16 protein-coding genes are annotated in these 23,649 nt (G+C 42.4%); 13 read left to right on the plus strand and 3 right to left on the minus strand.

Going from position 1 to position 23,649, the window contains the following annotated elements; genetic code table 11:
- Nucleotides 1-136: 136 nt before the first annotated feature.
- Entirely contained in the window at nt 137-2,881 is a 2,745-nt protein-coding gene (locus DXC10_RS01250; protein WP_101541933.1) for a TonB-dependent receptor, read from the minus strand.
- Between the two features lie 132 nt (nt 2,882-3,013).
- Between DXC10_RS01250 and DXC10_RS01255 the strand changes: the two genes are divergently transcribed.
- From DXC10_RS01255 to DXC10_RS01275, 5 genes are all read left to right on the plus strand, one after another.
- Nucleotides 3,014-3,793 (plus strand): M15 family metallopeptidase, encoded by a 780-nt coding sequence (locus DXC10_RS01255; protein WP_101541934.1) that lies wholly within the window; start codon nt 3,014-3,016, stop codon nt 3,791-3,793.
- A 104-nt stretch (nt 3,794-3,897) separates the two neighbouring features.
- Entirely contained in the window at nt 3,898-5,526 is a 1,629-nt protein-coding gene (locus tag DXC10_RS01260) for a redoxin family protein (protein ID WP_117737207.1), read from the plus strand.
- A 7-nt stretch (nt 5,527-5,533) separates the two neighbouring features.
- Nucleotides 5,534-6,793, plus strand: coding sequence for an SAM-dependent methyltransferase (locus tag DXC10_RS01265; RefSeq protein WP_117737208.1), 1,260 nt, complete (start codon nt 5,534-5,536; stop codon nt 6,791-6,793).
- Between the two features lie 188 nt (nt 6,794-6,981).
- Nucleotides 6,982-9,750 (plus strand): TonB-dependent receptor, encoded by a 2,769-nt coding sequence (locus DXC10_RS01270; RefSeq protein ID WP_117737209.1) that lies wholly within the window; start codon nt 6,982-6,984, stop codon nt 9,748-9,750.
- Between the two features lie 23 nt (nt 9,751-9,773).
- Entirely contained in the window at nt 9,774-10,703 is a 930-nt protein-coding gene (locus DXC10_RS01275) for a metallophosphoesterase (protein WP_180949158.1), read from the plus strand.
- Between the two features lie 50 nt (nt 10,704-10,753).
- Here the strand turns inward: DXC10_RS01275 and DXC10_RS01280 are convergent, their stop codons facing one another.
- Nucleotides 10,754-12,559, minus strand: a complete 1,806-nt coding sequence (locus DXC10_RS01280; RefSeq protein ID WP_101541938.1) for a mechanosensitive ion channel family protein — start codon at nt 12,557-12,559, stop codon at nt 10,754-10,756.
- Between the two features lie 123 nt (nt 12,560-12,682).
- On the opposite strand from DXC10_RS01280, the gene DXC10_RS01285 reads away from it, so the two are divergent.
- From DXC10_RS01285 to DXC10_RS01310, 5 genes are all read left to right on the plus strand, one after another.
- Nucleotides 12,683-13,645: a calcium/sodium antiporter gene (locus DXC10_RS01285; protein ID WP_101541939.1), complete on the plus strand. Its 963-nt coding sequence runs from the start codon at nt 12,683-12,685 to the stop codon at nt 13,643-13,645.
- Nucleotides 13,646-13,782: 137 nt separating this feature from the next.
- Nucleotides 13,783-14,919 (plus strand): N-acetyltransferase, encoded by a 1,137-nt coding sequence (locus tag DXC10_RS01290; protein WP_101541940.1) that lies wholly within the window; start codon nt 13,783-13,785, stop codon nt 14,917-14,919.
- 145 nt (nt 14,920-15,064) lie between these two features.
- Nucleotides 15,065-16,939 (plus strand): DNA topoisomerase IV subunit B, encoded by a 1,875-nt coding sequence (locus DXC10_RS01300; RefSeq protein ID WP_101541941.1) that lies wholly within the window; start codon nt 15,065-15,067, stop codon nt 16,937-16,939.
- Nucleotides 16,936-17,388, plus strand: a complete 453-nt coding sequence (coaD, locus tag DXC10_RS01305; RefSeq protein ID WP_101541942.1) for a pantetheine-phosphate adenylyltransferase — start codon at nt 16,936-16,938, stop codon at nt 17,386-17,388. The genes DXC10_RS01300 and coaD overlap by 4 nt, the downstream gene beginning before the upstream one ends.
- 16 nt (nt 17,389-17,404) lie before the next feature.
- Complete coding sequence (locus DXC10_RS01310) at nt 17,405-19,024, plus strand: S41 family peptidase (protein WP_101541943.1); 1,620 nt, start codon at nt 17,405-17,407, stop codon at nt 19,022-19,024.
- Nucleotides 19,025-19,032: 8 nt separating this feature from the next.
- On the opposite strand, the gene DXC10_RS01315 is transcribed toward DXC10_RS01310, so the two are convergent.
- Nucleotides 19,033-19,635, minus strand: coding sequence for a phosphatase PAP2 family protein (locus DXC10_RS01315; RefSeq protein WP_101541944.1), 603 nt, complete (start codon nt 19,633-19,635; stop codon nt 19,033-19,035).
- Between the two features lie 113 nt (nt 19,636-19,748).
- Here DXC10_RS01315 and DXC10_RS01320 point away from each other — a divergent pair, with 113 nt between their 5' ends.
- The 3 genes from DXC10_RS01320 to DXC10_RS01330 all read left to right on the plus strand — a co-directional run bounded on the left by DXC10_RS01320 (nt 19,749) and on the right by DXC10_RS01330 (nt 23,647).
- Entirely contained in the window at nt 19,749-20,657 is a 909-nt protein-coding gene (locus tag DXC10_RS01320; protein ID WP_101541945.1) for an AraC family transcriptional regulator, read from the plus strand.
- A 302-nt stretch (nt 20,658-20,959) separates the two neighbouring features.
- On the plus strand, nt 20,960-21,664 hold the full coding sequence (locus DXC10_RS01325) for a succinate dehydrogenase/fumarate reductase cytochrome b subunit (RefSeq protein WP_117737210.1): 705 nt from the start codon (nt 20,960-20,962) through the stop codon (nt 21,662-21,664).
- A 36-nt stretch (nt 21,665-21,700) separates the two neighbouring features.
- Entirely contained in the window at nt 21,701-23,647 is a 1,947-nt protein-coding gene (locus tag DXC10_RS01330; RefSeq protein WP_101541947.1) for a fumarate reductase/succinate dehydrogenase flavoprotein subunit, read from the plus strand.
- Nucleotides 23,648-23,649 lie beyond the last annotated feature (2 nt).

A 23,649-nucleotide genomic window follows, 5' to 3' on the forward strand; every position in this document is an offset into this window, starting at 1 on the left:
CTAATTCAAGACAAATCTATTTGTATACCCTCACTGTGTCTCCGACTTCTCTGAGCGAGGTTTACGTGACAAATATTTTAAAAGTAATCACTCCGACAATTATTATTCTTCTATTAATAACTCGCAAAGAAAAGAACTAATATTCGTCAACATTGTGCATTCTTCTCCTGCCTTCTCCCCTGCCGCCACCGCCACGGCTACCGGCCAATGTATTAAAACGATAGACAAAATGGACAATACAATAGCTAGTAAGCATATTGGTAGTTGTATCAGTGATACTCGTGCCACTCACTGAACGGCTCTGGTTGTTCTGTTGACGCAAAATATCATACACTTTAACACGCACCATAGCTTGTTTCCGTTTCATAAAACGTTTTGAGAGCTGCATATTCCATAAGAATTCATCTCTATTCGCATCACCACTATATCCTTCACGTATCCGCCAATGCATATCTGTAGAAAACTCTATATCCCATGGAAGGCGAATATTCGTATTTCCCCCCAGTGTATAATCAAATGTTTCACGATTACTGTTCTTTTGTTTATTATTCTGTACGTTATTGTAACGGAATGAAGCGTTTAAAGCAATATCGGATTTGTTACTGCGATATGCTCCCCGTAGACGAGTTGTAGCAGAAAAGTTGTGCGTAGTACTCAGTTCCGCATCTGTACTTTTTTTATTTACAGACGTATAACTGACCTGATCGCTATATCTGGCATTAGCCCCTGTACTGATTGTAAACTTCTTATTCTTGAACGGAGTATCAAAAGAGATGTTCATATTCGAACTCCAATTACCATTGATATTGACCTTATGATAAGTACGCGCACCGGTTCTGGTATCATAAGTCATGCGATTACCAACTGAATTCATAGTATTGTTAAATCCTACTCCTACCCGGAAACTTCTCATAGTAGTAACTGAATATCGGTTATAATTAGCACTAACCGTATTCGAAAACGAAGATTTCAGATTCGGGTTTCCATAACGTAAATTCATCGGATCAGTAACATCTATAACTTCTTGAAGATCCTCCATGTTAGGCGCAGAACTCTGTCCGCTATATCGAAAGGTAAAACGTTCACGACGTGAAAAATAATAATCCAACGATACGGAAGGAGACCAGTTTATAACATTCTGCCGTGGTAAATCTTTATTCGTATTTGGCCCGATAGTAGTCACACTTTCAGTAAAACGCGGATTTAAAGCAATACCTATATTGTAATTTAAACCTTTACGTTCACCCTGCCATTGCGTATGGTCGCCCTGTAAGGAAAGATTAAACCGCTGATTGCCATAGTGGTTTTCTACGCGAGAACTTAGATTGTCATTATATCCATAGTTCATACGATCTGCATAATTGATACTATCATACACCAACGACTGCGATAACCCATGTCGATTAGAAAAAGTATAACCGACACTAATTCTATAATGTTTGGAGAGAGGCTCAATATATCTGGCAGAAATATTCCAACTTAGATTATGACCCTCACCTTTCGTATTTCGCTCAATATCCGAAATACTGTCTTGCATAAAAAACTGGGAATAAGATTTATTGAAATTATCCCGACTGTTTTCACTATAATCAAAATTGAGTGAGACATGAAAATTACGCCCCGGTTTCCGAAATCTATGATAATAAGCTATTGCACCTTCTATTCCATGATTATTTGTATCCCCACTACCTGCAGAAACTGTTTCATTAATATCTTCCTTATCATTATTGAGTCGTTTATTCCTACTTTCATTCCATGAACTACCTTTACTATAATCAAAGTTTATACGAGTATTCAAAGTATTCAAACTATCTATCTTCCATTCCACTCGCGCATTTCCATTCAGGCCATGACTGCCATTTTGTCTATTTGAGGCTCTGTTGGAGAAAGTTGATTCATCACCCAAAAAAGTTTCAGAAGAAGTTTCCGTAATCACATCATTCACATTATGACGGTAGCGTACATTACTTCTTATATCTAATTTCTCACTCTTACGAGCATAAGTAATACCTGCACTTTGATGAGTACGTTGACCACTACTTTGACGATTGGTATTATTAGCCGCCCCTACAAATGAAAGATTGATATCATCCGTGAAATGATTTACATTTATATTCCCCTCATAACGGTCTTCCGTTCCATATCCACCACTCAAATTTCCCATCCATCCGCTGTTCTTCTTCAAGGTAAGATCCAATACCGGTGTTTCATTACCATCTTTAATACCGGTTAACCGTTCGTTATCACTCTTTTCCTTATAGGCTTTTAATTTCTGTACAGCATCAGCAGGTAGGTTTTTCAGTGACATATCCGTATCATTACCAAAAAACTCTTTACCATTTACCATTATTTTCTTGATTTCTTCACCATTCAATGTTATCTTCCCATCTTCATCAATCTCAGCACCGGGTAACTGTTTTATCAGTTCATCAAGCATCGAACCTGCCGCTACCCTATAAGCGGAAGCGTTATACTCTGTGGTATCTTCATTGATAACTATCGGAGGAGCCTCAGCTGTAATAACCGCTTCATCCAGTAATATACCATCTGCCGATAGTTCTATCACACCAAGATCTCTCGACGTTTTCTTTTCAGATAAGGTTACAGGCTGAAAGAATGTGGTATATCCCACAAAAGATACTTTTAATAGATAATTACCGGCTTTGACACGAGGTAAGACAAAACGTCCCTGCGCACGAGTTACAATACCCGCAACCTGCGAACTATCTGACAACGCTAATAATTGTACAGTGGCAGCCTCTATAGTTTCTTTAGTTTCCTGCTCTACAACCTGCCCTGAAACTGTAATGATACGTTTTTGTGCCAAGATAGTTCCTGGTACAAATAAAAAAAGTAATAGCCCAACAATTATGTTTTTCATTATGTGAGTGTGTTGTGTGTTTCTTTATGGTTTTGTAATTTATATGACAAGAATATAAGCAAAAGGTTTAATCAATTTTACATATTTCAATTACCTTTGTCCCAACAATATCAACTGAAATAGGACAAATCAATGAAATATATTCTCTTCTTTTATATTTTATTCTTTTTATCCGGATGCCGTGGATGCCGTCAGCAACAATATCCCGCGCAAGAAAACTCTACTGGGAACTGCCGGACCAATGAACAATCTATTACCGTTTTTCTAGCAAAGGAAGAGAAAGAGAAGCCACCGCTTCCCGCCAAAAGTTGCATGGCACATTATCTGGACTCATTAGGTTTCATTAATATAGCCGAGGCGGATAGTACCATCGCCATCGAATTGATGTACTCTCGTACCGACAACTTTACTGGTCAACTCTTATACAAAGATTTACGTGAAGCCTATCTCCATCCCGAAGCAATGGAAAGCTTGATAAAGGCACAACAGTTTTTAAAAGAATTACACCCCGCCTATACTCTCATCGTATACGATGCGGCACGCCCCATGTCCATTCAGCAAACCATGTGGAATATCGTGAAAGGTACTGCACAATATATCTATGTATCCAATCCCGCTCATGGTGGTGGTCTGCACAATTACGGCCTTGCCGTAGACCTCAGTATCCTCGATGAAAAAGGAAATCCTCTATCTATGGGAACCCCTGTAGACTATTTTGGCAAAGAAGCCCATATCACCCATGAAGAACAACTGGTGAAAAGTGGTAAGATTACCGTCCAAGAACGCAATAACCGTTTGTTATTACGCCAAGTGATGAAGAAAGCCGGTTTTCGTCCGTTGCCAAGTGAGTGGTGGCATTTCAATCGGTATAGCCGACAGACTGCCAGAGAGAAATATCAAGTAATACCCTGATTTCGTGTTCAAAAGATAGCAAAACTCTTCCTTTGTACCATTTGTTTATCTGGATTATTAAAGTAACTTTGTTGCCAATAATCCAATCAAAACACAACAAAGTCATGAAAAAACTACTTTTCTTTCTCGGAATGATAACTATGGGAGCATGGATTATTAATGCACAGAATAAAGTTATTGACTATCCCGTCAGTGGAGTACGTACCACCGAATCGTTGGAAATCTATCGGGCAGAAGTATCAGATACAGCCGTTATCTTATATGGCAATCTATACAACCGTCCCAATTATTGGGTTAAAATAGCCTCATCATCCATACTAAAAGGAAAAAACACGAATAAGAATTATCGACTGATACGTACCACTGGTATACAAACAGACCGAAAAGAGTATATGCCCGATACTTATACCCGTTCATTCAGTATGCAATTTGAACCGGTTGATCCTAAAGATGAATACGTAGACTTTTATGAAACACCCGATAATAATACAGGATTTACCGTTAATGACATCCGTCTTTCCACAAAAACAAAAAGTTCAAAAATACATTGTCGGATAGAAGGAACAGTCATTAACCACCCAGCATACAGCCGAATAATGCTAATGCGCTACAATAGCGATCCACGAGTCAACGAATGGATATCTATTCCTGTCATCGACGGGAAATTTTCGTACGATCTATACACAGACCTTAACGAACCCTATGAGCTCTATCCTTGGAGTGCCCACTTGAATGGCGCTTGGTCTCCGGTCAGTTTCTTCGCTGAAGAAGGTATGATAAGAATAACTATTCGTCCATTGAAAGAAATATCCGAGATACATACTGAAACCCCACTAAACAAAGAATTATTACGTTTTAGACAAGAGATAAAAGAACGTTTCACAAACAGCATCCGTCAAGAACGCGAACAATTGGAAAAGGCAGATAAAGTGATGACTCCCGAAATGAAAATCTTGTACCGACAAATGGAAACTTTGTATAAAACAGAACAGGCAGACAAAGAGAATAAACTAAAAGAGCTGGACAAGCAGATACAGACATTGAAAGAAAAAGGGAAAGTTTATACTGAGGAGTATCAGGTCTTTGAAAAGAAAATGCAAAAAATGTACCGGGAAATGAAAGATTTCCAAAATGAATACATTCGTAGAAACGTTACGTTACCCGGTCTTTTCTTACTAATGAGCCAAGTTGCAATTGACTTGGAACCCGAAGGTATAAATACCATCAAAGAGATATACAACGCCTTATATGATGGTAAATTCACCGATAATCCAATGAGTAACTATATGAAACATTGGATTATCTCCCAACAAATACAAGTAGGTAGCCGGTTTATTGATTTCACAATTCCCGATGCAGAGGGTAAACTTCACACCTTATCCGAGGAAATCAAAGGGAAAGTGGCACTGATAGATCTCTGGGCATCATGGTGCGGGCCGTGTCGGCGCCTTTCCATCAGTATGATCCCAATATACGAGGCCTATAAAGACAAAGGTTTCACTGTGGTAGGTGTTGCACGTGAACGTAAACTTTCGGATATGACCAACTGTATAAACAGAGATAAATACCCGTGGCTCAATCTGCTGGAACTGAATGACAGCAACAAAATATGGGAAGAATACGGTATAGGTAACGGAGGAGGACGAACCTTTCTTGTAGACCGGGAAGGGTGTATCATAGCGATCCATCCTGATGCAGAACAAGTAAAAATGTGGTTAGAGAAACTATTGTAAAAAGCCTATGAACTTATCAGAAGAGACTCTACACTTTATTCGCGAACATCGCAACGAGGACGTACGTGCTCTTGCTCTATTGGCGCATAGATATCCGATGGTGGATATGCCCAATGCACTGACGCAGATAACTGGATGGAAAGTTTCACGAGACAAAATACCCACATGGGCAACTCATGAAATGTTATTGTATCCACCTCATCTCTCCATGGAACAATGTTCTTCAGAAGCCACAGCCCGCTACAAAACAGAAGTTATCCGTACCTTTTCCCAAAAAGAAGATATATCTCCTTGGGATAGTCTTACCGACCTCACCGGTGGTTTCGGTATAGATTGTGCTTTTCTGTCTTCCTGCTTCAAAAAAGTAACCTACGTGGAACAACAAGAAATATTATGTGAAATCGCTTCGCATAACTTTCCGCTACTCGGCTTAAACCATATCACCGTTTCTCATGAAGACGGTATCCGGCATTTACAGCAGATGGCTCCTGTAGATTGGATATTCATTGACCCTGCCCGCAGAGACAGTCACGGAGGGAAGACGGTGGCCATCAGTGACTGTGAACCGAATATTGCCGCCCTGGAAAAGTTATTACTTGAAAAAGCACGACATGTACTGGTAAAACTATCACCGATGCTGGATTTAACATTGGCGCTACATGACCTGAAACATGTGCAACAAGTTCATGTCGTTTCCTTGAACAACGAGTGTAAAGAGCTATTACTTGTACTGGGGCACGTAGAAAAAGTGGGGATATCTCCGTCTAAAGAGGCAGAAGCAGAAGTTCCCATTGAGAATATCCCCATTCACTGTATCAATCTCAACTATCAACAGGGAGTACAATCATTGATATTCAACCGCCGGGAAGAAAAAGAGCTACCGGCCCGATACACCTCCACTCTCAAAACCTATCTTTATGAGCCGAATGTTTCTATTCTGAAAGCGGGCGCTTATCGGAGTATCTCTTCTATATATAAGGTAGAGAAACTACATCCCAACAGCCATCTTTACACTTCCGACAACTATATACCGGACTTCCCCGGCCGGAAATTCCGGATAATCAAGAGCGGCAGCCTTAACAAAAAGGAAGTCAAGGAACTGTTAGGTACAGAAAAGAAATCCAATCTTACTGTACGCAATTTCCCCGCCAGCGTTGCCGAACTACGTAAACGTCTGAAGTTGGCAGAAGGTGGAGAACTCTATCTGTTCGCTACCACTCTTGCCGATGAAAGGAAACTGCTAATCTCCTGTAAACAAATCCATTAAAATCGGCATATCTCTGTATACGGCTGAGATTTCTGAGTATACCACTGAGGTAGACTCAATATAATTATACCCCTATTCCCCGTAACCGGATTGTAACCGAATTGTTACTTGTTCTTCAATCTTCCGTAAATTGCACGTAACGGCATCCCTCTACTTTTGCGGCAGAATATTAACAGACAATAACAAGTATGAAACAGATTGTAAGAGCATTCTTATTTTTACTTCTTTTCGCCATAGCCGGCAATGTTACCATGGCTGATGAAAAAGCAAATATCGTGAAACAAGGTACGGTACGTGGCCGTATCATTGATGCTGCCAAACAAACCCTCCCGGGTGCCTCTATCTACATCGAGAAACTACGCACAGGTGTGACAAGCGACGTCAACGGGTTCTACACTTTCTCTAACCTTGACCCGGGAACTTATACCATAAAGGTGAGTTATGTGGGATATTCACCTGTAGAACTTAAAATCACTATTCCCGCCGGACGTACTTTAGAGAAAGACGTGGTACTGAATGAGGGGGTCGAACTTCAAGAGGTCGTTGTTGGCGGTGCATTCCAAGGCCAGAGACGAGCTATCAACTCACAGAAAAACAACCTCGGTATCACCAACATCGTTTCTGCCGACCAGGTAGGAAAATTCCCCGACTCCAATATCGGCGATGCATTGAAACGTATCTCCGGTATCAACGTGCAATACGACCAAGGAGAAGCACGCTTCGGACAAGTACGCGGTACGAGCGCCGATCTCAGTTCGGTCACCATCAACGGAAATCGTGTTCCTTCTGCCGAAGGTGACACACGTAATGTACAGCTCGACCTGATACCTGCCGATATGATACAAACCATTGAAGTCAATAAGGTAGTGACCCCGGATATGGATGCCGACGCTATCGGCGGATCTATTAATTTGGTAACCAAAAATTCACCTTACAAACGTACTATCACCGCCACTGCCGGAACCGGATACAATTGGATAAGCGAGAAGGCACAGCTAAACCTGGGGTTCACCTACGGAGACCGCTTCTTCAACGGTAAATTGGGTTTGATACTTTCCGCATCCTACCAGAATTCACCTTCGGGTTCCTATGATACGGAATTCATGTGGGAACAGGATGACAACGGAAAAGTTTTCGTCAATGACTACCAAATCCGCCAATATTACGTCACTCGCGAACGCCAAAGTTATTCGGCTGCCTTGGATTGGGATATCAATGCCAATCACAAGTTAACTTTCAAAGGTATCTTCAACAACCGTAACGACTGGGAAAACCGTTACCGTACTACCTTGAAAGACCTTAGTGCTGACGGAAAAGCAACCGTACGTATACAGACCAAGGCCGGTACGCCGGACAACCGTAACGCCCGTTTGGAACGTCAACGCACCATGGACTTCGCTCTCGGTGGAGAGCACCTGTTTGGCTCTCTTTCTATGGACTGGCACGCCAGTTATGCCAAAGCCAGTGAAGAGCGCCCCAACGAACGTTACATCGACTTCCAACTGAAAAAGCAAAACTTTAACGTCGACTTGAATGATGAACGCCAACCGTATGCCACTCCTCAAGAAGGTTCTACCATGATCCTGAATGACAAGTTCAGTTTAAAGGAGTTGACCGAGCAACAGGAAGATATTAAGGAACAAGACCTGAAATTCTCTGCCAACTTCAAACTTCCTTTCAAGAACGGAAACAAATTGAAATTCGGAGCAAAGGTGGTACGCAAAACAAAAGATAAAGAAGTGGATTTTTATGAATATACTCCGCTGGACGAAGACGCTTTCATGGCAAACAGCTTGAAAAGCACTGTAAATCAGACCAACAAGCACTTCATGCCCAACAAAAAATATCAGGCAGGCATTTATGCCGGCAAGGAATATACCGGTTCGCTGGACTTGAATAACGCTTCACTCTTTGAGAAGGAACAGGTACAAGAGGAACTTGCCGGTAACTTCGAAGCGCGTGAGACTGTCAGTTCGGGTTATATCCGTTTCGACCTGAAAATTACGGACGATATAGAATGGATGTCAGGACTTCGCATTGAAAATACAGATCTGGCTTATACGGGACGTACTTATGATGCCGACGAAGATATAACCTCGAAAACCGAACGCAAGCGGAACAGTTATATCAACTTCCTACCCTCTTTACTGCTGAAATGGAATGTAAACGATGACCTTAAAGTGCGCGGCTCGTTCACCCAAACGTTGTCACGTCCTAAATATTCAGCCCTTGTACCAAGCGTAAACATCAAACGTTCCGACAACGAAATTACCATCGGCAATCCCGAATTGAAACCGACGATGTCTTACAACTTCGATTTGAGCGCCGATTATTATTTCCGTAGTATCGGTCTGGTCAGTGCCGGTATCTTCTATAAAAAGATTGATGATTTCATCGTAGACCAAATCAGTACCAACTACGAGTATCAGGGCAATGTATATACACGCTTCACACAACCCAAGAATGCAGGCAATGCCAATCTGCTTGGCGTAGAGCTATCCTATCAACGCGATTTCGGCTTCATTGCCCCTGCATTGAAATGCATAGGCTTCTACGGAACATACACTTATACACACTCACGCGTGGAAGATTTCAACTTCGAAGGACGTGAGAATGAGAAAGGCCTCAGCTTACCGGGGTCACCGGAACATACAGCCAATGCCTCACTCTATTTTGAGAAGAATGGTTTGAATATTCGCCTGAGTTACAACTTCGCTTCCGACTTTATTGACGAAATGGGCGAAAGCACGTTCTATGATCGCTACTATGACAAAGTGAATTATATGGACGCCAATGCAAGCTATACATTCGGAAAGAAGATCAAGACAACTTTCTATGCCGAAGCAAACAATCTGTTGAACCAGCCTTTACGTTATTATCAAGGCACTAAAGACCGCACCATGCAAGCTGAATATTACGGGGTGAAAGTAAATGCAGGAGTAAAAATCAACTTTTAAATAATAAAACAATGAAAATAACAATGAAAAAAATATTCCTCTTATTATTCGTTGCCTTTCTCAGTAATCTGGCAACGGCACAAATCAGCGATTATTCCATCTTTGACAAGAAATTCAATTTCTATGTCGCCAACGATTTGGGGCGTAACGGTTATTACGACCAGAAGCCAATTGCAGAACTTATGGGTGTGATGGGAGAAGGAGTAGGACCTGAGTTTGTACTGGCCACCGGTGATGTACATCATTTTGAAGGCGTACGCAGTGTAAACGATCCGCTTTGGATGACAAACTTTGAACTAATCTACAGCCATCCCGAACTGATGATCGACTGGTTTCCCGTATTGGGCAACCATGAGTATCGCGGTAACACACAAGCCGTATTAGACTATACCCATGTCAGCCGCCGCTGGACCATGCCCGCCCGTTATTACACCAAGACTTTTGAAGATAAAGGCACTACCCTCCGCGTGGTGTGGATAGATACCGCTCCTATGATCGATAAATACCGGAACGAAAACAGAACTTACCCTGATGCCTGTAAGCAAGACTATGAAAAACAGCTCGTATGGATAGATTCTGTACTCACTACCGCAAAAGAAGACTGGGTAATCGTTGCCGGACACCATCCCATCTATGCTGAAACGCCAAAAGATGAAAGCGAACGCATGGATCTGCAAACCCGTCTTGACCCGATCTTGCGTAAACATAAAGTAGACATGTATATCTGCGGACATATTCACAACTTTCAGCATGTTCGTATAGCGGGTAGTAACATTGATTATATCACCAACTCTTCCGCTTCACTCAGCCGCAAAGTAAAGCCAATCGAAGGAACGGTATTCTGCAGTCCCCAACCGGGTTTCTCCATCGTATCAGCTAATAAAAATGCCCTGGAACTGCGTATGATTGACAAGAAAGGAAACGTGTTGCACACGGTGACCAGAAACAAATAATTGGCACAACTCATATTCTTAATAGAGCCGGCTCCCCTCAACAGTCCGGCTCACTTCTTTTCCCGCCAATCATCTTTCGGAATTGTCGTCTCGCTCCCGTCACGTGTCGCCATGTAGTGGGGTGACATAATCTCTACACCCGCTTCATTGAATCTATCCTGAATATTCTGGTGCAGATCTGAATAAACCTGCGCCAAACGGTTGGCATCTTTGATATAGGCATTTACCTGATAAACAGGATACCAGTCGCTGAGAGAGGTTTCCAATACAAAAGGACGAGGATCGTCTATTACACCAGGGGTATTCAATGCCGCATCTATCAATAACTGATGTACTTGCCGCCAGGGAACATCATAGCCGATGGTTACTTCGGAATGGATAATCAAACCGTATTCACGTGCAGAAGCACTATAGTTCACGGTATGGGAAGACATGATAAAAGAGTTGGGGATAGTCACTACCTCATTCTTCGGAGTACGAATACGGGTGACGAGCGGAGTTTTCTCAATAACGTTGCCCGTAGTGTCGTTCAGCTGGATACGGTCACCCAATTTGAAAGGCCGCATATAAGTGATGACTAAACCCGCTATGATATTGCCGATAACCGTACTGGAGCCAAGCGAAACAATCAAACCTACAAAGACAGATATACCCTGGAATACGCCCGATTTAGACCCCGGTAAGTAAGGATATATCATCGCAATCATAAATGCGTAAAGTAAAAAGCGGACAATGTGAAAAGTCGGTATTGCCCAATCAGGATAAAATCCGCGTATCTTCAAGCGTTCAGACTGAACTTCGTTCGCCAGATAACGCACCAATCGAACCAGATATTTGACGGCATACCATATCACAAAAATGGTAAACAAATTGGGGATATAGTCTACTACTCCAAGAAAAATACCTTTTATCGGATCCCAAATGTAAGAAAACAGTTTAAAAGCGAGGTTCTTGGTCTGCGGAAAAATTGAGAAAAGCAGGGGAACCGTGAGCAATAACTGAAGCAACATGAATACATATCGCAAGAGGTTGGCAAAAAAAACAAGAAGATTTACCTGTTTCTGTGTATCCAGCAGTTCGTAATCTTGAATGGAAACAGGCTTCAGTTTCGTATCCTTCAGCTTCTGTATACGCACTTTCAGTTTCCTGAACAACCAATTGGTGAACCGGAACAAAAGATATTGTCCCACAAGTACAAGAATAAAGTAGAGGATACGTTTTCCCAGTTGCCAGAAACTATGTTCTTCTTTCATCGCCTTGAGCTTATGTACAATGACTTTCCGGTTATTCGCCGCCAACTGTTCACGAGTACAATTCTCCCACAATGCATCCTGATCAATGAAAGACACGATAACTTTATCACCATACATCAAATCTGTAACGATATCAGTGCTTTCGATATGTAATGAATCCGGACGTAAGCCGAAACGTCTCCCCAACTCCGTTATAGCAATAGAATCCATCTCAGCACGTTGCCGGGGAGTATGTCCACCGCGCTTGGCATAAAGATAGAACAAGGTATCGCCTTCTACGACCACAGGTACACCGGAAGTAACTGCCCGTAACGAATCAATACGTTTTCGCTGTTGTACCTGTCTCGCCGAATCAGCAGCAAAACTCGCCAACTTCAACTGTTCCATTTCCATTCGAAGGTTTGCTTCATTCAACCGTGCCATTTCCAATTCCTGTTTCATTATGGCCAATTGCCGTACCGAATCGGAATCGGCCTTCACTGGCCGAAGAGCCTGCAAACTATCGCTTTCTAAAGCATGAAGCACCTTTTCTACCAGTTGGGCGGAAACTCCATTTGTTGTAAATAATAGCAACAGCAGACATAAAAAACGAAATCCTCTCATATCTTTATTTCTTCATTAATTGTTTATTTGAGAAAGCTTTTTCTTAATAAGCGTTCAAACATACTGAATGTTTTCGATATTTCATAAAAGGTTTCATTATCTTTGTCCCCAAACAAAAAATCCATGAATATAATACTACTTATCGGAGGACTCCTCCTCATACTATTAGGCGCCAACGGGCTGACAGATGGAGCTGCATCCGTTGCCAAACGTTTTCGTATTCCCGGTATCGTTATCGGTTTGACAATTGTCGCTTTTGGAACTTCAGCACCGGAGTTGACGGTCAGTGTATCGTCTGCGTTGAAGGGAAGTGCAGATATCTCCATCGGTAATGTGGTGGGAAGCAATATTTTCAATACACTAATGATTGTAGGTTGCACGGCGCTTTTTGCACCGATTGTCATTACCAAGGATACATTGCAAAAGGAAATTCCACTCTGTATTCTCTCATCCATCGTTTTGTTGATCTGCGCCAACGATATATTTTTAGATGGCAGTAAAGAAAATATACTTAGTACTACCGATGGCTTGCTATTGCTTTGTTTCTTTGCTATCTTTATGAGCTACACTTTTGCCATCGCTTCACGTGGTTCGGAAAATGCCGATGGTAATGTGGAGGAAATCAAACAATTTCCGATGTGGAAATCCGCTTTATACATCATAGGTGGACTCGGAGCCTTAATTACCGGAGGTAATTTCTTTGTAGACGGTGCAACGGGTATCGCCCGCAGTCTGGGGATCAGCGAATCGGTTATCGGGCTTACACTCGTAGCCGGAGGAACTTCACTGCCCGAACTCGCCACTTCCATCGTAGCCGCTTTGAAGAAGAACCCGGAAATTGCTATCGGAAACGTTATCGGCAGTAATCTTTTCAATATATTTTTCGTGTTGGGTTGTAGCGCGTCTATCACGCCATTACGATTGGCAGGTATTTCAAATATGGACTTGTGGGTATTGGCAGGTTCCGGCATCCTGCTTTGGCTGTTCGGATTATTCTTTGCCAAACGGACAATCACGCGTATTGAAGGTAGTATCATGGTACTATGCTATATCATTTATACAGCCGTATTGATTTATCAATCTTAGAAAGATACTCTTGAAGAATACAGGTATGACGTCTTTACAATATCGGAAAAATAGACATCAGTAAGATAGTTTTTGAAACCTCAACGCGGTATTTTGAAGATTATCACGTATCTTTGCCTACTCAATATAAAATGACTATGGCAATTACAATTAAAAAGGTTTCTACAAAAAAAGAGTTGAAACGGTTTATCCGTTTTAACTATAAATTATACAAAAACAATCCATACTCAGTACCCGACCTCTACGACGACATGCTCAATACCTTTAACAAGAAGAAGAATGCCGCCTTTGAGTTCTGCGAAGCGGATTACTTCCTTGCCTATAGAGATGGTGAAATCGTAGGACGTGTAGCTGCCATCATCAACCGTAAAGCCAATGAAACCTGGAACAAGAAAGAGGTACGCTTCGGATGGATTGATTTCATTGACGATCCGGAAGTGTCGGAAGCTCTGATACGCAGCGTAGAAGAGTGGGGTAAAGAGCGTGGCATGACGCATATACAAGGTCCGCTCGGTTTTACCGACTTTGACGCCGAGGGCATGCTTATAGAAGGCTACGACCAGCTCAGTACAATGGCGACCATTTACAATCATCCCTATTATCCCGAACACATGGAACGTATGGGATTTGAGAAGGATGCCGACTGGGTGGAATATAAAATATATATCCCCGAGGCTATTCCCGACAAACATAAACGGATTTCAGATCTCATCCAACGCAAATATAATCTTAAAATCAAGAAGTATACTTCCTCCAAAAAGATTGCCCATGACTATGGACAGGCTATTTTCGAACTGATGAACGAAGCATATAGCCCACTCTATGGTTACTCTGCCCTAACTCAACGCCAGATCAACCAATACGTAAAGATGTATTTGCCTATCTTGGATCTACGCATGGTGACACTTGTGACGGATTCCGAAGACAAACTTGTCGCTGTAGGTATCTCCATGCCTTCCCTGTCGGAAGCTTTACAGAAATCGCATGGCCGTTTGCTACCTTTCGGATGGTACTATTTATTAAAGGCCCTGTTCATGAAACGGCGTGCCAAGATGCTGGATTTATTGTTGGTTGCCGTGAAACCGGAATACCAGAACAAAGGTGTTAACGCTTTGTTGTTTTCCGATCTAATTCCGGTTTATCAGAAATTAGGTTTTATATTTGCAGAAAGCAATCCCGAATTGGAACTGAACGGCAAAGTACAAGCCCAATGGGAATACTTCAAGACCGAACAGCATAAACGGAGAAGGGCATTCATTAGAGAAATAAGATAATCTCTTTTTATATCCGGCTGATAATAGCCTAATTTCATATCAATAGTAGGCAACATTCAAATGTATCCGAAAACAATATTGACAAACAAGTAATTACGTATCCTTGCATTTAAAGAAAAGATATCACAATAATTAAGTGTAAAGTATGGAAGAAGAAATCAACGGACTGATACCCGGAAACAATGTAGAATATACGGAAGATAACATTCGTCACTTGGACGATATGGAACATATCCGTGTACGCTCGGGTATGTACATCGGTCGTCTGGGTGACGGCTCACAAAACGATGACGGTATCTATGTATTGTTGAAAGAAGTTATGGACAACAGCATCGATGAATTCAAAATGGGTGCCGGTAAACGTATCGAAGTCAACATAGAAGATAACCTTCGCGTGAGCGTACGCGACTACGGACGAGGTATTCCGCAAGGAAAGTTAGTTGAGGCAGTCAGTAAGTTGAATACCGGTGGTAAATACGACAGCAAGGCCTTCAAGAAAAGTGTCGGACTGAATGGTGTAGGTATCAAAGCTGTAAATGCCCTTAGCAGCCGTTTTGAAGTACGTAGCTACCGCGACGGTAAAGTGCGTACGGCTATTTTCGAAAAAGGCGTACTGATAAATGACGTAACAGAAAATACCCTGGAAGAAAATGGAACTTATATCTTCTTTGAAGCAGACAATACACTTTTCCTGAATTATTCTTATCAGAATACATTTGTAGAAACCCTACTACGTAATTATACCTACCTGAATACAGGACTTGCCATCATCTACAACGGCCAGCGGATTTTGTCACGCCACGGATTGGAAGATTTGTTGAAAGACAATATGACAGCCGAAGGCTTATACGATATCATTCACTTGAAAGGCGAGGATATCGAAATAGCATTTACACATACCAATCAATACGGTGAAGAATATTATTCTTTCGTAAACGGCCAGCATACCACTCAAGGAGGTACTCACCAAAGTGCATTGAAGGAACATATCGCCCGGACAATCAAAGAGTTTTATAACAAGAACCAGGATTATGCCGATATTCGTAACGGTATTGTTGCCGCCATCGCCATCAATGTAGAAGAGCCCCAATTTGAAGGACAAACCAAGACCAAACTAGGTTCTCCTTCAATGGAACCGGGTGGCGTAAGTATCAATAAATATGTAGGTGACTTCATTAAAACGGAAGTGGATAATTATCTCCACAAAAACCCGTTGGTGGCAGAAGTCATGCTACAAAAGATACAAGATTCCGAGAAAGAGCGTAAAGCAATAGCCGGTGTAACCAAATTGGCTCGTGAACGTGCCAAGAAGGCCAATCTGCATAACCGCAAGTTGCGTGACTGCCGTTTCCACCTGAGTGACGGAAAAGGTAAAGACCAGGAAACAGAATCGTGTATCTTCATCACCGAGGGCGACTCTGCCAGCGGTTCTATCACCAAAAGCCGGGACGTAAACACACAAGCCGTATTCAGTTTGCGCGGTAAACCGCTCAATTCTTACGGACTGACTAAAAAGGTGGTTTACGAGAACGAGGAATTCAACCTCTTGCAAGCTGCCCTGAATATTGAAGACGGTATCGAAGGATTACGCTACAACAAAGTGATAGTGGCTACCGATGCCGATGTGGATGGTATGCATATCCGCCTGCTGATTATTACGTTCTTCTTGCAATTCTTCCCCGATTTGATCAAGAAAGGGCATGTTTACATTCTTCAAACTCCGTTATTCCGTGTACGCAATAAGAAAAAGACCAATTATTGCTATACGGAAGACGAGCGTCTGAAATCCATCGAGGAACTGGGTCCCAATCCGGAAATTACCCGGTTTAAGGGTTTGGGAGAGATATCACCGGATGAATTCAAACATTTTATCGGTAAAGATATGCGTTTGGAACAAGTATCTCTGCGCAAAACAGACTTAGTAAAAGAGTTATTGGAATTCTATATGGGTAAAAACACAATGGAACGACAAAACTTTATTATCAACAACTTGGTTATAGAAGAAGATTTAGCATCATGAGAAGAGCAATCTTTCCGGGAACATTCGACCCGTTTACTATCGGACATTCTTCGGTAGTAAGCCGTGCGCTGACTTTTATAGACGAAATAGTCATAGGAATCGGTATCAACGAAAATAAAAACACCTACTTCCCTATCGAGAAGCGCGAAGAAATGATACGGAACTATTACCGGAATGAACCACGTATCAAAGTACAATCATACAATTGCCTGACTATCGACTTTGCCAAACAGGTAGATGCCAATCTGATTGTGCGAGGTATCCGTACCGTAAAAGATTTTGAGTACGAAGAAACTATTGCAGATATCAACCGCAAATTGACAGGCATTGAAACTATTCTGCTCTTTACGGAACCTGAATTGACTTGTATCAGCTCGACCACCGTACGTGAATTGTTACAATATGGAAAAGATATAAGTATGTTCATTCCAAAAGGAATGGAAATATAATATAAAGAAACAAGATATGAGAAAAATTTTATTCATTATTATATGTATGTGCGCTGTGACAGCGCAGGCACAAAAACTAAATAACGAAGCTATTCGTAAACTACAAATGGCAGAATTTGCTATCGCTAATCTTTATGTAGATTCCGTAGATGAAAACAAGCTGGTAGAAGAAGCCATCATCAAAATGCTGGCACAACTCGACCCGCATTCCACCTACAACGATGCTGAAGAAGTGAAAAAGATGAACGAACCGTTGCAAGGCAATTTTGAAGGTATCGGCATACAGTTCCAAATGATAGAAGATACTCTGCTCGTAGTGCAACCCGTCAGCAACGGACCTTCTGAAAAAGTAGGTATCCTTGCCGGCGACCGTATTGTAGCAGTCAACGACTCTGCCATTGCCGGGGTAAAGATGAGTACTGAAGATATTATGAGCCGCCTGCGCGGGCCAAAAAATTCGGAAGTTAAACTGACTGTTGTGCGCCGTGGTGTAAACGAAACGCTCTATTTCACCGTGAAACGGGATAAAATTCCTATCTTGAGTTTGGATGCGGCCTATATGATACAACCTAAAACAGGATATATCCGCATCAACCGTTTTGCAGCGACAACTGCCGAAGAATTTACCCAGGCTCTTAAAGAGTTGCAGAAAAAAGGGATGAAGGACTTGATACTCGACCTACAAGGTAACGGTGGAGGTTATTTGAATGCCGCCATCGATCTTGCCAATGAGTTCTTGCAACAAAAAGACCTTATTGTATATACTGAAGGGAGAACTTCCCGCCGGAGCAACTTTTATTCCAAAGGTAACGGTAACTTTAAAAACGGACGTCTCATTGTGCTGGTAGATGAATATTCTGCATCAGCCAGCGAGATTGTGACCGGTGCTATTCAAGACTGGGACAGAGGAGTGGTGGTAGGCCGCCGTACATTTGGTAAAGGATTGGTACAACGTCCTATTGATTTGCCGGACGGCTCGATGATACGTCTCACCATTGCCCGTTATTATACTCCTTCCGGACGTTGTATACAGAAACCATACGACAAGACTGCCAAATTGGATGGCGGCAGATCGGGAGGAGAAGAAAATCTGGAGAAATATAATCAGGAGTTGATAGATCGTTTTAATCACGGCGAACTGATGCATGCCGACAGTATCCACTTCCCGGACTCACTAAAATATCAAACTAAGAAACTTGCCCGTACTGTATATGGCGGAGGAGGTATCATGCCAGACTTCTTTGTCCCGATTGATACGACTCAATATACCGATTACCACCGTAATCTGGTAGCTAAAGGTGTAGTTATCAAAACTACCATGAAATTCATAGAGAACCACCGGAAAGAATTGAAGAACAAATACAAGAAGTTCGATACCTTCAATGAGAAGTTTGAAATTGGTGATGAAATTCTGAATGACATGCTTGCCACAGCCGAGAAAGAGAAAATAGAGTTCAATGAAGAACAATATAAAAAATCCCTGCCACTGATAAAGACTCAGCTGAAAGCCTTGATAGCCCGTGATTTATGGGATATGAACGAATATTTTCAAGTTATGAATACTACGAATAACAGTGTAAAACAGGCCTTAAAGGTATTGAACGAGGGAACCTATGAGAAGATGGTAAAAAGATAAGCTTTTTCTCACTTTCCGAACAGCCACCTATTCAGATATTTATTAACAAAAACATTTACTATGGCGCAACCGGCACCTATAGCCGCACCTGCCAATACATCCGAAGGGTAATGAACCCCTTCGTTCATTCGTGATACTCCAACCGAACAAGCCCACAAAGCGGAGGGTGCTATGACATACCATTTCGGATACTTTATGCATAAAGAAGTAGCAAAGGCAAAAGCCGTTGCCGTATGACTTGACGGAAACGAAGGGCTACTTTCATAACTATAGGGGTGCACCCTGTCAGGGAAAGCGTCATATGGACGTTCGCGGTCAATCAGATATTTCATACCGTAGGTCACAACAAATGCACCGGCAACACTCGTTCCAACATAAACAGCATCTTTCAACAACTCCTTATCTTTCTTTGCCCAAGCAGTCAGAGCCATGGCGACTGGAACCCCTATTACGACGTATGGTTCGGAACGTGAAATAAATTTATTATAATTACGGACAAACTTATTGTCCCAACTATTGACTTTATGCAACGTATTAATATCCCAATTTTGCGAAAAGAGATTTGATACAACAACAAAAGCAAAAAATACAAAAAAAACAGATTGTTTCATGAAGTGAGCCTATTAGTTTGCTGCAAAGATAGCCCAAATAGTTAGAGTTTTCACAAAATTATTCTATCTTTGTTGCCACATTTTACATATTAATACAATTCAGTAGCTCATTCATGACATCAGATAATTGCTGCATTCGACAAATCGACTGTAGGCTATGTCCTCAAGTATCTAATGAAGTATTGGTCTATCGCCGATATTCCAAAGGGCAACATTTCCCTGCTGAAAAGTATACACAGAATTGCATAATTTTCATGCTGAAAGGAGAGTTGTTGGTAAACAGTGACGAGTATCCCGGTACCACCCTGCAAGCTCAACAATTCATCCTTCAAGCTATCGGTTCCAAAGTAGAATTATTGGCGTTGACCGATGTAGAATATATTGTTTATTGGTTTACCGAACTTCCTCTCATCTGCGAAGAACGCTATAAGGAAATATTGGAACACTCACAAGCCCCATTGACCTATACTCCTTTAATTGCCATCCCCAAGCTTACCAATTTATTGAAGGATTTAACCGAATCACTCAACGAACAGTCAAATTGTTGTGGCAAGTATATTGAACTGAAATGTCAGGAACTGGTCTATATTCTGACCTGTTATTACCCCATCCACCAAATCAGTATATTCTTCTACCCGATCAGTACATATACGGAAAGTTTCCACTATTTCGTGATGCAGAATTATGACAAAGTGAAGAATGTAGAAGAATTTGCACACCTTGGCGGATATACTACCACCACTTTCCGCCGATTGTTTAAAAACATGTATGGAGTACCGGTATACGAATGGATTTTGGACAAGAAACGTGAGGGTATCCTGAACGACCTGCAAACTACCAAACAACGTATTTCCGTCATCAGCACCCGGTATGGCTTCGATTCGTTGTCCCACTTCGCACATTTCTGCAAAGACTCTTTTGGAGACACTCCCCGCTCCTTGCGCAAACGTGCCGCTAACGGTGAGAAAATCTCGATTATCTGTAAAGGACAAGACGAAGAGCAAGAAGAAGGCGAAGAATAGCCACCCCTCAAAAAACACTGATTACCAACACATTGACAACCATATAGATGGCTTGTGAGGGAACTATATATCCCTCGCGAGGGATATTAAGATCTATCACAAGGAGTATTAAGAACTATCGCGAGGGATATTAAGATCTGTCGGAAGCGAAATACAGACGTCTCAAGACATTCCTAATTACGGAATTATTTCCTTAATTCCTTGCTTAATCAAGGTATTTCATCTATTTTTGCGAGAAATTAGCGGAATTGTCTTTAATGAATATATTTTCTAACTATTAAATAATTTAAATTCAATCATTTATGTGGTTAAGTAATTCATCTGTAGGAAGGAAAGTGGTGATAAGCGTTACCGGTATCGCCCTTGTCCTGTTTCTGACGTTTCACATGGCGATGAACCTTGTTGCACTATTCTCTGTAAAGGGATACAACATGGTTTGTGAGTTCCTGGGAGCAAACTGGTATGCATTGGTAGCTACAGTAGGTTTGGCTGCTTTGTTCATCATCCACATTATTTATGCTTTCTGGTTGACTATGCAAAACCGCAAAGCACGCGGTAGCGAACGCTATGCCGTAGTAGAAAAGCCGAAGACCGTAGAATGGGCTTCTCAAAACATGCTTGTGCTGGGCATTATCGTAATCGTCGGCATCGGTTTGCACCTGGTAAACTTCTGGGCTAAAATGCAACTTCCCGAACTGATGCACAACATGGGGATGCATGCCGACATGCTGACTTTAGCGTATGCCGCCAACGGTGTTTACCACATTCAGAACACCTTTGCTAATCCGGTATTCGTAGTGCTTTACCTCATTTGGCTGGGCGCACTGTGGTTCCACCTGACTCACGGTTTCTGGAGCTCTATGCAGTCTCTGGGCTGGAACAACAAAGTATGGATCAACCGTTGGAAATGTGTATCCAACATCTACTCCACTATCGTTGTTGTATGCTTCGCTCTGGTAGTTGTCGTGTTCTTCATCAAATCTTTGATGTGCAGCGGCGCTTGCTAATTTGTAAATTGTAAATGATTAAATTGTAATAGCATTATGACTAAGATAGATTCTAAAATACCGGAAGGACCGGTAGCTGAGAAATGGACCAATTATAAAGCTCACCAAAAATTAGTAAATCCCGCCAACAAACGCCGCTTGGATATCATCGTAGTAGGAACCGGATTGGCCGGTGCTTCTGCTGCCGCTTCCCTCGGTGAAATGGGTTTCAGAGTGTTCAACTTCTGCATTCAAGATTCTCCGCGCCGTGCACACTCCATCGCTGCACAGGGTGGTATCAATGCTGCCAAGAATTATCAAAACGACGGTGACTCTGTTTACCGGTTGTTCTACGATACAGTGAAGGGTGGCGACTACCGTGCCCGCGAAGCTAACGTTTACCGTTTAGCTGAAGTTTCAAACAGTATTATCGACCAATGCGTAGCACAGGGGGTTCCTTTCGCCCGTGAATATGGCGGTTTGCTTGACAACCGTTCCTTTGGCGGCGCTCAGGTATCCCGTACATTCTATGCCAAAGGCCAGACAGGCCAGCAGTTGTTGTTGGGTGCTTATTCTGCACTGAGCCGTCAGGTAAATGCAGGTACGGTAAAACTGTTCACTCGTTATGAAATGCAGGACGTTGTCCTCATTGACGGACGTGCCCGCGGTATCATTGCAAAAAATCTCGTAACAGGTAAACTGGAACGTTTTGCCGCTCATGCGGTGGTAATCGCTACAGGCGGTTACGGAAATGCATACTTCCTGTCTACCAACGCCATGACTTGTAATTGTACGGCCGCTATTGCCTGCTACCGCAAAGGTGCATGGATGGCCAATCCGGCATACGTACAAATCCACCCGACTTGTATTCCGGTACACGGTGACAAACAATCTAAACTGACTTTGATGTCTGAGTCCCTCCGTAACGACGGTCGTATCTGGGTTCCCAAGAAACTGGAAGATGCCAAGAAATTACAGGAAGGCACTCTGCAAGGAAAAGATATTCCTGAAGAAGACCGCGACTATTATCTGGAACGCCGCTATCCGGCATTCGGTAACCTCGTTCCGCGCGACGTTGCCAGCCGTGCAGCTAAAGAGCGTTGCGATAAAGGTTATGGCGTAAACAACACCGGCCTTGCCGTATTCCTCGACTTCAGCGATGCAATCAACCGTCTGGGCAAAGACGTGGTAGCTCAACGCTACGGTAACCTCTTCGACATGTACGAAGAAATCACTGACGTCAGTCCCTATGAAAATCCGATGATGATTTATCCGGCTATCCACTACACAATGGGTGGTATCTGGGTAGACTATGAACTGCAAACTTCTATCAAGGGTCTGTTTGCCATCGGTGAATGCAACTTCTCCGACCACGGCGCAAACCGTCTTGGTGCTTCTGCATTGATGCAAGGTTTGGCTGATGGTTACTTTGTATTGCCTTACACTATCCAGAACTATCTGTCCGACCAGATTACCGTTCCCCGTTTCTCTACCGACTTGCCTGAGTTTGTAGAAGCAGAAAAAGCGGTTCAGGACAAGATCAATTGGATGATGAATATCAAGGGCAAAGAATCTGTTGACTCCATCCACAAGAAACTCGGTCACATCATGTGGGAATATGTAGGTATGGGACGTACTGCCGAAGGTCTGAAAGAAGGACTTGCCAAGATGAAAGAAATCCGCAAGGAATTCGAGACCAACCTCTTCATCCCCGGCGACAAAGAAGGCATGAACGTTGAACTCGACAAAGCTATCCGTCTGTACGACTTCATCACTATGGGAGAATTGGTAGCATATGATGCTTTGAACCGCGATGAGAGCTGCGGCGGACACTTCCGTGAAGAATATCAGACTGAAGAAGGTGAAGCTAAGCGTGATGACGAGAATTTCTTCTATGTTGCTTGCTGGGAATACCAAGGTTCCGACGAAAAAGCTCCGTTGCTGTTGAAAGAACCGTTGGTTTACGAAGCCATCAAAGTACAGACTCGTAATTACAAGAGCTAATC

The organism is Bacteroides sp. OM08-11 (assembly GCF_003438665.1).
Lineage (GTDB): Bacteria > Bacteroidota > Bacteroidia > Bacteroidales > Bacteroidaceae > Bacteroides > Bacteroides cutis.